Here is a 12,034-nt window from a genome sequence, read left to right as displayed (position 1 = left end):
GTCGGCTCCGAGGTGCGCTGGTCGAACTTCGCCGACGTGTTCGCGTACGGCCCGTTCCTCACGTACATCGGCAACTCCTTCTTCGTGGCGATCGCCGGCACGCTGGTCGTGCTGATCGTCTCGACGACCGCCGGCTACGCCTTCGGGCGGCTGCGCTGGAGGGGCAGGGACGCGGTGTTCGTGCTCTTCCTCGCGACCCTCATGGTCCCCGCCGAGGTGCTCGTCATCCCGATGTTCCAGGTCATGCAGTGGCTGAACTGGGTGGACACCTACCAGGCGCTGATCTTCCCGTTCGCGTTCACGGCGTTCGGAACCTTCCTCATGCGCCAGTTCTTCCGCGGGATCCCGTACGAGCTCGAGGAGGCGGCCCGCGTCGACGGCGCAGGCCCCCTGCGCTCCTTCCTGCAGATCATCCTGCCGCTCGCGAAGTCCGCGGTGGCGGTGCTCTCCGTCTTCACCTTCCTCTCCTTCTGGAACAGCTACCTGTGGCCGCTGATCGTGACGGTCGACTACAACGCGCACGGCACGCTCCCGGTGGGTCTTGCGACCTTCTCCGGCCTCACCGGCACGCGCTGGGATCTCCAGATGGCGGCGGCGATCATCTCGATGGTGCCGACCACGGTCCTCGTGATCGTGCTGCAGAAGCACCTCGTCAAGGGCATCGCGATGGCGGGGCTCGGCGGACGATGACGCAGGATGAAGGATCCGGTGCCGTGCAGCACCGGGAGACGAGTGCGCCCGTGATAGCGGGCATCGACATCGGTGGGACGAAGATCTCCGCCGTGCTGACCGACGAGAGCGGAGCGGTCCTGGCGAAGGGCGTCGTGCCCGCCCCTGCCGCGGAGGGCGGCCCTGCGATGGCGGATGCCGCGGCCGACCTCGTCCTCCGGCTGTGCGGCGCGCTGGACGCGCCGCTGGCCGGAGCGGGCGTCGGCGCCGCCGGGGTGATCGACCAGGAGCGCGGTGTCGTCGTCGCCGCCTCCGCCACATTCACCGACTGGAGCGGGTTCCCGCTCGCCGACGAGCTCGAGGCCCGCCTCGGCGCGCCGGTGTGGGTCGAGAACGACGTGAACGCCTTCCTGCTCGGCGAGCTGCGCTGGGGCGCGGCCCGCGGGGAGAGCGACGTGCTCGGCATCATGCTCGGCACCGGGGTCGGCGGCGCGATCGCCCTCGACGGCGCGGTGCACCACGGCGTGCACGGCGCGGCGGGGGAGATCGGGCACACGCCCGGCTTCAGCGACCTGGTCTGCACCTGCGGGCAGACCGGACATCTGGAGACGCTCGCCTCCGGCACCTCGATCACGCGCCGCTACCGCGCGGCCACCGGATCCGACGCCTCCGCCCCGGAGATCGCCGATCGCGCGCGGGCCGGGGAGACCGCGGCGCTGGCCGTCTTCACGGATGCCGCGCGGGCGACGGCTCTGGCCGCGTCTGTCGCGTCCTCGCTGCTCGATCTCGGGATGGTCGTGATCGGCGGCGGGGTGCGCGAGGCCTGGGACCTGCTCGAGCCGGGCATCCTCGATACGCTGCGCACCGACGCCCCGGTCTCGGGGTTCCCGCTGCGCATCGTCCCCGCCGAGATCTCGGCCGACGCCGTCGCCCGAGGAGCCGCGGCGCTCGCCTCCGCACGACTCGCCGATCCGGTGCCCGCCACCGTCTGAACCGCCCGCACCGCCTGAGAAGGAACGAAAGCCGTCATGACAGCGCCCACCCCGAACATCCGCCCCGAGGCCGACACGGTCTGGATGGGGCCGCTCCCGGTCGTCGAGGACGGAGGGCTCGTCCGCCCCCGGATCGGCATCGCCGGGATCTCGATCGAGTCCAGCACGTTCTCGCCGCACATCTCCGGCGACGAGGCCTTCACGATCCGGGAGGGCGCCGACCTCCTCGGCTACTACCCGTTCCTCGACGAGGGCCGTGAGCTGCGCGAGGCGGCCGAATGGGTACCGATCCACCACGGCCGCTCGCTGCCGGGCGGAGCCGTGGCGCCCGCGACCTACCTGCGGATGAAGGAGGCGATCGTGCGCGGCATCCGCGCCGAGATCGCCGCCGCCGGACCGTTCGACGGATTCTTCTTCGACATCCACGGCGCCATGAGCGTCGTCGGCATGCAGGACGCGGAGGGCGACCTCGCGGCGGCCGTGCGCGCCGAACTCGGCGACGACGTGCTGGTGACGACCTCGATGGACCTGCACGGCAACGTCTCGGAGGTGCTGCGCGACGCGCTGGATCTGCTCACCTGCTACCGGATGGCGCCGCATGAGGACTGGATGAACACGAAGGAGCGCGCGGTGTGGAACCTGCTCGCGCGCCTGCGCGGTCCGCACGGATCGGATCCGCTGCGCCGCCGTCCCTACAAGGCGTGGGTGCCCGTGCCCGTGCTGCTGCCGGGGGAGAAGACGAGCACCCGGCTGGAGCCGGCGCGCGGCCTCTACGCGCAGCTGCCGGATGTCGAGGAGCTCGACGGCGTCGTGGACGCGGCGATCTGGGTCGGCTACGCGTGGGCCGATGAGCCGCGCAACATGGCGATCGTGATGGTGACCGGCGACGACCGCGCGGTCATCGCGCGGGAGGCCGAGCGCCTCGCCAGGCAGTACTGGGACGCGCGGGCCGACTTCGTGTTCGTGGGACCGACCGCCACCCTCGGCGAGGCGCTCGACCGGGCGCTCGCTCCGGAGGCCGCGCGCCCGTACGTGATCTCCGACTCCGGGGACAACCCCACGGCGGGCGGGGCGGGAGACGTCTCCTGGACGCTCGGCGAACTGCTCTCGCGCCCTGAGCTCGCCGAGCAGGGGCGGGTCGTCGTGCACGCATCCGTGTTCGACGCGGCGGCGGTGGCGCAGGCGGTGGCGGCCGGCGTCGGTGCGACCGTGACGCTCGAGGTCGGCGGACGAGTGGATCCGGGTCCGCGCGGTCCCGTGACCCTCTCGGGCGAGGTGTTCTCGATCGCCGAGGGCGATCCCGACGCCGGCACCCAGGTCGTGATCCGCTCCGGCAGCGTGCACGCGATCGTCACCGAGCGCCGCAAGCCGTTCCACCACCTCGACGACTTCCGCATGCTGGGACTGGATCCCGAGACCGCCGACATCGTGATCGTGAAGATCGGCTACCTCGAGCCCGAGCTCTACGACCTCGCGGCGGACTGGACGCTCGCGCTCACCCCGGGCGGCGTGGATCAGGATCTGCTGCGTCTGGGCCACCACCGGCTCGCGCCCGGCGTCTACCCGTTCGACACCCACGGCGTCCCCGCGCTCGCCGCGCATGTGAGCTGCCGCGGAGAGGAGCTGCCCGCATGATGAACTTCGAGAAGCGCACCGGACCCGATTTCGGATCCGCCGCGCCCGCATACCCGGCCGCCGGCGTGCCGGACTGGTACCGCGACGCCAAGCTCGGCTTCTTCGTGCACTGGGGCCTGTACTCGGTGCCCGCCTGGGCCGTGCAGCACGGCGAGGGCGTGAACATCCCGACCGAGGACGCCTACGCCTGGCATCAGTACGCGGAGTGGTACGGCAACACCGTGCGGATCGCCGGCAGCCCGACCTGGCAGCGTCACCAGGAGCTCTACGGACCCGGTACGTCCTACGAGGATCTCGCCGATCTCTGGGACGCGTCGTCCTTCGACGCCGACGCCTTCGTCGGCGAACTGGTGGACGCCGGGGCCCGCTACGTCATCCCGACGACCAAGCACCATGAGGGCTTCTGCCTGTGGGACACCGGCACGACCGGGTTCAACGCGGTGGTCCGCGGACCCCGGCGCGACCTCATCGCGGAGCTCCACGACGCCACCCGTCGTGCCGGCGCACGGTTCGGGGTGTACTTCTCCGGGGCACTGGACTGGCACGCGAGCGACTTCCCCGCGATCGAGTCGGACACCGATCTGTTCCGCTACCGTCGCAACGACGAGCACTTCTCGCGCTACGCGGCGGCGCAGCTCGACGAGCTCGTCGAGCGGTTCTCGCCCGACGTGCTCTGGAACGACATCGAGTGGCCGGACGGCGGCAAGGGGCACGAGGACTTCGCGGTCGCCGCGCTGCTGCGCCGCTACTTCGACCGGGTGCCGGACGGCGTCGTGAACGACCGGTGGGGAGTGCCGTACCACGGCTTCCTCACACGCGAGTACACCCACATCCCCGGCATCCTCGACGCACCGTGGGAGTCCACCCGCGGCCTCGGCTACTCGTTCGGCTACAACCAGGCGGAGGACGAGCGCCAGACGCTGTCCGGGCCTGACCTGATCCGGATGCTCGTCGACGTCGTCTCCAAGAACGGGAACCTGCTCATCAACGTGGGTCCGGACGCTGCGGGGCGGATCCCCGAGCTGCAGCGCCGGACGATGCGCCACCTCGGCGCCTGGATGCGTATGAACGGCGACGCGATCCACGGGACGCGTCCGTGGGTGCGCTTCGGCGAGGAGACCGGCGAGCCGCGCCGCTACACGCAGTCCGGCGCCGGGGTGCACGTGCATGCGCTCGACCCGAGCACGGGGGAGATCCGCGTTCCGGCCGAACTGGCCGAAGGGGCGGCGCACTGGGCGGACGGCTCCGCGGCGGAGTCGGAGGCGTCCGGCGACGGCACGAGGATCGTGCGCATCCCCGAGGGGCTCCGCGCCGAGCCCGTCGCCACCCTCACGGTGGTCCCGTGACGCGCATCGCGCTCGAGATCGCCGTCGACGGGCCGGCCGGGGCGAGGACCGCGTTCGAGGGCGGCGCTGATCGCGTCGAGCTCTGCCAGGCGCTCGCCGCGACCGGGGGCCTCACGCCCTCGGGGGCGACGGTCGACGCCGTGCTGGCCGTGGCGGGCGACCCCCGGCGCGTCGCCGTGCTGGTCCGGCCGCGCGTCGGCGGGTTCGTCTACAGCGCCGAGGAGATCGACCTCGTCGCCGCGGACGTCTCCGGCGTCGTCCGGCGCGGCGCGGGTGCGGTCGTGGTCGGGGCCCTGACCGCGGACGGCGCGGTGGATCTCCGCGCCCTCGAGCGCTGGAGGGAGGCCGCCGGTGACGCGGATCTCGTCTTCCATCGGGCGATCGACACGGTGCCGGAACCCGCGGCCCTCGTCGACGATCTCGTGGACGCTGGAGTGCGCCGCGTGCTGACGAGCGGAGGCGCCGCACGCAGCATCGAGGGCATCGACACCCTGCGCGCTCTCGCCGAGGCCGCGGCCGGGCGACTGCAGATCATGGCCGGCGGCGGCGTGAGGGTCGAGGACATCCCCGCGCTCGCCGCGTGCGGCGTCGACGCGATCCACCTCTCCGCACGACGGCCCTCTGGCGACACCGCGCCCAGTGGCCCGGGCGGCGGGAGCACCGGCTTCGACGTGACCGACGCCGACATCGTGCGCCGTGCGGACGCGGCGGTGCGCGGCAGGAGCTGACCTCGGGCGGGAGGCCCGACTCCGCGTCTTGGCACCGAGAGATGGAAACTGCTGCCGCGAGCGGTCGGCAAGCGGCGAAAGCCATCTCGACGTCGGCCGCATACGACCCTCGAGATGGGAATCGCACCGGAGAGCGGTGGGCGGGCAGCGTTTTTTCCATCTCCGGAGAATGAGTGAACGTCCCCAGAGAACAGACGAGCGCGACGCCCCGAGCGGGACGTCGCGCTCGTGTGTTCGCCGCTTCTCAGCGGAGGAGCGGGATCACGGGGTGCTGGTCGGGGCGGGCGTCGAGCCCGACTGCGAGGCGTCCGGGATCTTGATCGGCGCGTCGGAGGCGTTCGCCCACACCGGGGCGGGCAGCGTCGTGTCGGTCTTGCCGTCGCGGATGGCGCGCAGGGCGTCGGCGATGGCGGGGGAGTTCTCCGGAACCGCCAGGCCGCACTTGCGCAGCTCGGACGCGAACTCGAGCGTCAGGCGGGTCTTCCCGGCCTCGACGGCCTGCGCGGTCGTGCCGGTGCGCTTGTCGCTGCCGGTCTGGATCGCCGACACCTGCTCGCACACGTGGTAGACGGTGCCGCCGTCGACCCAGACGACCTTGTCCTGGCCGAGCAGCTGGATCACCGTCGACTGGTCGGCGGTGTACTGCTCGACGGAGGAGGGCTTGAAGTCGATGCCGAGCACGACCGCGAGAGCGGCGAGCACGATGCCGACGATGCCGGCGGTGGTCTTCTGGCCCTTGCTCATGTCCTTGTTCAGGAACACCATGATGATGAGCGGCACGAAGGCGATGATCGCGATGATCGCGCCCAGCTGGTTCTGCACGAAGAACCGCACGGTGTCGGAGCGCCGGGCCGGATCCAGGCGGTTCGCCTTCTTCCACAGGAAGGATCCGGTGATCGACAGCGCGGCGATCACGACGAACAGCACGAGGAGCGTGATGAACGCCCACTGCGGGAAGGTCGTCGTCGCGCCCTGCTGCTCGAGGAGGCCGGTGTCGGGGTTGCGGACGTACTGGCCGTCGCCGCCGGTGACCTGGCGCTGACGCAGCAGCCAGAAAATGCCGACGGCCTCTGCGGCGATCGCGACGGCCCAGAGCACGGCCGCGATCCAGCGGAACCGGGTCGCGGTGGCCTTGGCCTCGGGGGTCGGCGTCCAGCCGGCGGGGGGATCCGCCGGACCGTCGGCGCCGGCCGCGGCCTTCGACGCGGTCGACGCGGGCTTGCTGGCCGCCGCTCGGGCGGGCTTGTGGCTGCTGTTCTCGGGCACGGTGGTCCTTTCCGCCTGGTGCTGGACCCGAGCCTAGCGGCGAGGGCCCGCGGATCCGGGGATATCGGTCGCTACGCTGGACGCATGACGACCGATCCGGACGACGCGCTGCGCTGGGAGGGCGACGAGCCCGATGCGCCGGACGCTTCCGCGAAGCACGAGCCTCCCGCCGCACCGCAGGCTCCGACGCCGGCGGACCCCGCGCCCGAGGCCGTGCAGGCTGCGGAGCGCGCGGTCGAGACGCCTCCCAAGGAGCACGCCGCGACGACCGGGACGACGCCCGCCACGGAGGCCGAGGCGGACGCCGACGACGAGCCCTCGGGGATCGGCAACGCCGCGCTCGTCTTCTACGGGATCATCGGCGGCGTGTACCTGCTCTTCGCCGTGGGCTGGATCGTGGGCGGCTTCCGGCTGCGTCCGCGCGCCTCCCTGCTGCTGGGCGACTGGACGTACTTCCCCTGGATGTGGCTCGCCGCCCTCGCACCGATCCTGTGGTTCGCCGCCGCGTGGGTGCTGACCCGCGGCAGCGCGACCTGGATCCGGATCGTGGCCCTGATCGCCGGCGCCGCCCTGCTGGTGCCCTGGCCCTTCGTGATGTTCGGGACGGTGGGAGCATGAGCGCCGAGTCGATGACGACCGCACCGCAGGCGGATCCGCGGCGTCCCCGCTGGATCTTCTACACGCTGCTGGGCGTGTTCGGACTGCTCTACGCCTACGCGATCTGGAACGCGATCGGGTACACGATCCCGCTCGCGGGACTGCCCATCGGGGCGACGACCTGGGTGGCGCTGATCCTCGCGATCATCCTCCCCGCCGTCATCTACGTCGTCGCGATCGCCGCGACCCGGCGGCGCCGGCTCGGCACGGTGGCGCTCGTGCTGCTCGCGGGCCTGGGCCTGGTGGCCGTGTTCTGGCTCGACGTGGTGGGCTACACGCTCTCCAGCGGGCACTGAACGCGCGGCGTCTCGGGCCGTCACACGGTCAGGGCGGCTCTGCGGGCTCGGGTAGAGTGTTCGCACTATCGCGCCCCAACGGTGCGGCGCATCGGCCCCCTCCCTCCTGTCCCGAAGGATCTCTGTGCCTGAGAACGCCGTGAACACGTCCGCCCGCAAGCCCGTCGTCCTGCTCGCCGAGACGCTGTCTCCGGCCACGGTGGACGCGCTGGGCCCCGATTTCGACGTCCGCTCGGTGGACGGCACCGACCGGGAAGCGCTGTTCGCCGCTCTCGCCGACGCCGATGCCGTCCTGATCCGCTCGGCCACCCGGATCGACGCCGAGGCGCTCTCGCACGCCCCCGTGCTGAAGGTCGTCGCCCGCGCGGGCGTGGGCCTGGACAACGTCGACATCAAGGCCTCGACGGCCGCGGGCGTCATGGTCGTGAACGCGCCCACGTCGAACATCGTCTCCGCCGCCGAGCTCACGGTCGGTCACATCCTCAGCCTCGCGCGCCGCATCCCTGCCGCGCACGCATCGCTGTCGGCGGGGGCGTGGAAGCGCAGCTCCTACACCGGCGCCGAGCTCTTCGAGAAGACCGTCGGCATCGTCGGCCTCGGCCGGATCGGCGCGCTCGTCGCAGCGCGCCTCGCGGCCTTCGACATGCGCGTGGTCGCCTACGACCCCTACGTCACGAGCGCACGCGCCCAGCAGCTCGGCGTGCAGCTGCTGAGCCTCGAGGATCTCGTCGCGGAGAGCGACTTCCTCACGATCCACATGCCGAAGACGCCCGAGACCACCGGCATGATCGGTGCGGAGCAGTTCCGCGCGATGAAGAAGACGGCCTACGTCGTGAACGTGGCCCGCGGCGGCCTCATCGATGAGGAGGCGCTGCTGGTCGCGCTGCAGAACGGCGAGATCGCCGGCGCCGGCCTCGACGTCTTCACGTCCGAGCCGCCCGTCGAGGGCAGCGCCGCTCGTGCGCTCACCGCACTGCCGAACGTCGTGGTGACCCCGCACCTCGGTGCGTCGACGGACGAGGCTCAGGAGAAGGCCGGCGTCTCGGTCGCGCGCTCGGTGCGCCTCGCGCTCGGCGGCGACCTGGTCCCGGACGCCGTGAACGTCGCCGGCGGCGTCATCGACCCCTACGTGCGCCCCGGCATCCCCCTCACCGAGAAGCTCGGCCAGATCCTCTCCGGTCTCGCGCAGTCGCCGCTCACGAGCCTCGACGTCGAGGTGCACGGCGAGCTCAACGGCTACGAGGTCGGCGTCCTGCGCCTGGCCGCTCTGAAGGGCGTGTTCACGCCGATCGTGAGTGAGACCGTGTCGTACGTGAACGCGCCGCTGCTCGCCGAGCAGCGCGGCGTCGCCGTGCGCCTCGTGCAGGACGACGTGAGCGAGGAGTACCGCAACGTCATCACGCTGCGCGGTGCGCTCGCCGACGGCAGCCAGGTCTCCGTGTCCGGCACCCTGACCGGCCCGAAGCAGATCGAGAAGCTCGTCGCGATCAACGGCCACGCCGTCGAGCTGCCGATCGAGAAGCACCACGTCGTGATGCTGTACACCGACCGTCCCGGCATCGTCGCGGTCTACGGCCAGCGCTTCGGCGACGCCGGCATCAACATCGCCGGCATGCAGATCGCCCGCGAGACCGCCGGCGGCCAGGCGCTTTCGGTGCTCACGCTCGACTCGCCGATCCCCGACACGCTCCTCGACGAGGTGCGCGAGGCGATCGACGCCGACCTGTTCCGTCAGATCGAGCTCGTCGAGGCCTGACCGCCCGGCTCGACACCCCCCCCGGGTCGTTCGAGCCCGACTCGACCCCTCTCCGGGGTCGTTGAGCGACACTTCGACTCGCTGCGCTCGCTCAGTGCGAGTCTTCGCGAGACGAAACGCGGTGCTCTTGTCAGGGTGCCGCGTTTCGTCTCGGTCGCCCGCGGCGTCCTCGCTCAACGACCGCGGCACGGCGCACGGGGTCGTTCGAGCCCGACTCGGCACTCTCCGGGGTCGTTGAGCGAGCGCAGCGAGACGAAACGCGGTGCTCTTGTCAGGGTGCCGCGTTTCGTCTCGGTCGCCTGCGGGGTCTTCGCTCAACGACCCCGGCGCGGCGCGCCCGGACGGGGGAGAGGTCAGTCCGCGACGGAGCGGAGCACCAGGGCGACCAGCGCGTCGAGGTCGGCCCCGGAGGGGACGACGGCGTCGTCGGCGGTCTCCGCCGGGCCGTGCGAATCCAGCGCATTGTTGAAGAACAGCCCGTCGCTGAGCAGCATCACGAGATCGAGCGCCGCCTGGTCGCGCACATGCGGGCGGATGGCGGCGGCCGACTCCTCGCGCATGCGGTGCAGCGCCTCGGTCGCGGCCCTGCTGCCGCTCTGGGCCAGGCAGGACGCGGCGACGATCGCCCGGTCGAGGGCGTCGTCCATCATGACCGAGGTGCGCAGGTAGTACTCGACCGGTCCCTCGGACGCGGAGCGGATCCGCTCGATGTCCTCGGCCGCGAGCGCGTCGAGGCGGCCGATCATCGCCGCGGCGAGCTCGTCCTTCGAGGCGAAGTGATAGAGCAGTCCGCCCTTGGAGACTCCGGCGGCCCGAGCGACGGCGTCGAGCGTCGCGGTGCGCTCGCCGCCGGAGATGAGCAGAGCCTCGTAGGCGTCGAGGACGCGCTCACGGGCATGCGGAGGTCTGGCCATGTCTGTTACTATACCATCCGGACGGTTAAGTAACCGTCCTTCTGCGATGGATCCGAGAGGTGCAACATGTCCGCAACAGCGTCGATCTCCCTGCCGGGGACCGAAGACGGCCCCCGCGTCGGCGCGCGCGGCTGGGCGGCGCTGGTCGTGCTCATGCTGCCGGTGCTGCTCGTCTCCGTCGACAACACCGTGCTGTCCTTCGCCCTCCCAGAGATCTCCACGGCCCTGAGCCCCAGCGGCGTCGAGCAGCTGTGGATCATCGACGTCTACCCGCTCGTGCTCGCGGGCCTCCTGGTGACGATGGGCACGCTCGGCGACCGTTTCGGCCGGCGCAAGATGCTCCTGATCGGCGCGACCGGCTTCGCGCTCGTGTCCGCGCTCGCCGCGTTCGCCCCCACGGCGGCGCTGCTGATCGCGGCCCGCGCGCTGCTCGGGTTCTTCGGGGCGATGCTCATGCCGTCGACGCTCTCGCTGCTGCGCTCGGTGTTCCAGAACCGCGAGCAGCGACGGCTGGCGATCGCGGTGTGGGCGGCGGCGTTCTCCGCGGGTTCGGCTCTCGGGCCGATCGTCGGCGGCGTGCTCCTCGAGCACTTCGCGTGGGGCTCGGTGTTCCTCGTCGCCGTGCCGGTGCTGATCCCGCTGCTGATCCTCGCGCCGATCCTGGTGCCGGAGAGCCGCGATCCGAACCCGGGCCGGATCGACCCGCTCAGCATCCTGATGTCGATGGCCACCATGGTGCCGGTGGTCTATGCGATCAAGGAGTTCGCCGTCGACGGCATCACCCCGCTCGTCGTGATCCTGGTGGTCGTCGGCGTGGGCATGGGCGTGCTGTTCGTGCGTCGCCAGCTGCGTGCCGAGATCCCGATGCTCGACATGGCGCTCTTCCGCCGCGGGATGTTCAGCGGCGCGATCCTGGTGAACCTGCTGAGCGTCGTCGCGCTCGTCGGCTTCCTGTACTACGTGTCGCAGCATCTGCAGCTCGTGCTCGGGCTCAAGCCCGTCGACGCCGGTCTCGCGCTCATCCCCGGCATGGCGATGATGATCGTCTCGGGCCTCGTCGTCGTGCCGATCGCGCGGCGCGTGCGTCCCGAGATCCTGGTGCCCGCGGCCCTGGTGTTCTCGCTGGCCGGCTACCTCGTCGTGGCGTTCACCACGCACGCCCATGGCGTCGCGCCGCTGATCGTCGCGTTCGTGCTGCTCGGCATCGGCATCGGCGCGGCGGAGACGGTCTCGAACGAGCTCATCCTCGCCGCGGCCCCGCCGGAGAAGGCCGGCGCGGCCAGCGCCGTGTCCGAGACGGCGTACGAGCTGGGCGCCGTACTCGGCACCACGATCCTCGGCGGCATCATCACAGCGTTCTACCGGACCTCGCTGGTCGTCCCCGAGGGCGTGCCGGAGGCTCTGGCCGACCGCGCGAAGGAGACGCTCGCCGGGGCGTTCTCCGTGGCGGAGCAGCTGCCGGCAGCGCTCGGACAGGCGCTGCAGCAGGCGGCGTCCGATGCATTCGGCACCGGCGTCATGGTGACCTCGCTCATCGGTGGCGTCCTCGTGGTCTGCGCCGCGACGATCGCCGCGCTCACCCTCGGCCGCCGCCTCGGAAGCTGACCTCCATTGCGAGTCGTCCCCCTCAGCGCACGCTCTGGGCTCCGCTGAGGGGGACGACCCCATTCCGAGTCGTCCCCGTCAGCGCACGCCCTGGGCTCCGCTGACGGGGACGACGCAGGGGTGACATGCGCGCGTGGAGGGGTCCCGGCGCCCGATAGCCTGGGATCCTC

11 protein-coding genes are annotated in these 12,034 nt (G+C 71.6%); 9 read left to right on the top strand and 2 right to left on the bottom strand.

The genetic code is table 11. The features are described from left to right. From B7X32_RS12725 to B7X32_RS12705, 5 genes are all read left to right on the top strand, one after another. On the top strand, positions 1-690 hold a 690-nt coding region (locus tag B7X32_RS12725), incomplete at its 5' end, for a carbohydrate ABC transporter permease (protein ID WP_292720106.1). Beyond that, the gene (locus tag B7X32_RS12720; RefSeq protein WP_292720104.1) at positions 687-1,661 is read left to right on the top strand and encodes an ROK family protein; all 975 of its coding nucleotides are present in this window, start codon (positions 687-689) and stop codon (positions 1,659-1,661) included. The genes B7X32_RS12725 and B7X32_RS12720, both read left to right, overlap by 4 nt. 84 nt (positions 1,662-1,745) lie before the next feature. Continuing rightward, entirely contained in the window at positions 1,746-3,296 is a 1,551-nt protein-coding gene (locus tag B7X32_RS12715; RefSeq protein WP_366246989.1) for a M81 family metallopeptidase, read from the top strand. After that, entirely contained in the window at positions 3,293-4,642 is a 1,350-nt protein-coding gene (locus B7X32_RS12710) for an alpha-L-fucosidase (protein ID WP_292720098.1), read from the top strand. The genes B7X32_RS12715 and B7X32_RS12710 overlap by 4 nt, the downstream gene beginning before the upstream one ends. Further along, on the top strand, positions 4,639-5,370 hold the full coding sequence (locus B7X32_RS12705) for a copper homeostasis protein CutC (protein ID WP_292720096.1): 732 nt from the start codon (positions 4,639-4,641) through the stop codon (positions 5,368-5,370). The genes B7X32_RS12710 and B7X32_RS12705 overlap by 4 nt, the downstream gene beginning before the upstream one ends. Before the next feature lie 261 nt (positions 5,371-5,631). Here the strand turns inward: B7X32_RS12705 and B7X32_RS12700 are convergent, their stop codons facing one another. Next, positions 5,632-6,636: a hypothetical protein gene (locus tag B7X32_RS12700; RefSeq protein WP_292720093.1), complete on the bottom strand. Its 1,005-nt coding sequence runs from the start codon at positions 6,634-6,636 to the stop codon at positions 5,632-5,634. An 84-nt stretch (positions 6,637-6,720) separates the two neighbouring features. Between B7X32_RS12700 and B7X32_RS12695 the strand changes: the two genes are divergently transcribed. The 3 genes from B7X32_RS12695 to serA all read left to right on the top strand — a co-directional run bounded on the left by B7X32_RS12695 (position 6,721) and on the right by serA (position 9,345). After that, on the top strand, positions 6,721-7,254 hold the full coding sequence (locus B7X32_RS12695; protein WP_292720090.1) for a hypothetical protein: 534 nt from the start codon (positions 6,721-6,723) through the stop codon (positions 7,252-7,254). Then, positions 7,251-7,589, top strand: coding sequence for a hypothetical protein (locus tag B7X32_RS12690; protein ID WP_292720087.1), 339 nt, complete (start codon positions 7,251-7,253; stop codon positions 7,587-7,589). The genes B7X32_RS12695 and B7X32_RS12690 overlap by 4 nt, the downstream gene beginning before the upstream one ends. Before the next feature lie 124 nt (positions 7,590-7,713). After that, a complete protein-coding gene (serA, locus tag B7X32_RS12685; protein ID WP_292720085.1) occupies positions 7,714-9,345 on the top strand; it encodes a phosphoglycerate dehydrogenase in 1,632 nt (543 codons plus the stop codon). Between the two features lie 353 nt (positions 9,346-9,698). Here the strand turns inward: serA and B7X32_RS12680 are convergent, their stop codons facing one another. Then, a complete protein-coding gene (locus tag B7X32_RS12680; RefSeq protein ID WP_292720082.1) occupies positions 9,699-10,259 on the bottom strand; it encodes a TetR/AcrR family transcriptional regulator in 561 nt (186 codons plus the stop codon). A gap of 66 nt (positions 10,260-10,325) precedes the next feature. On the opposite strand from B7X32_RS12680, the gene B7X32_RS12675 reads away from it, so the two are divergent. Continuing rightward, entirely contained in the window at positions 10,326-11,864 is a 1,539-nt protein-coding gene (locus B7X32_RS12675) for an MFS transporter (RefSeq protein ID WP_292720079.1), read from the top strand. The last annotated feature ends 170 nt before the right edge of the window (positions 11,865-12,034 follow it).

The sequence above is a fragment of the Microbacterium sp. 13-71-7 genome (genome assembly GCF_002257455.1).
Lineage (GTDB): Bacteria > Actinomycetota > Actinomycetes > Actinomycetales > Microbacteriaceae > Microbacterium.
Note: the sequence above shows the minus strand (reverse complement) of the source record. Positions and strands in the feature narration are given on the sequence as shown.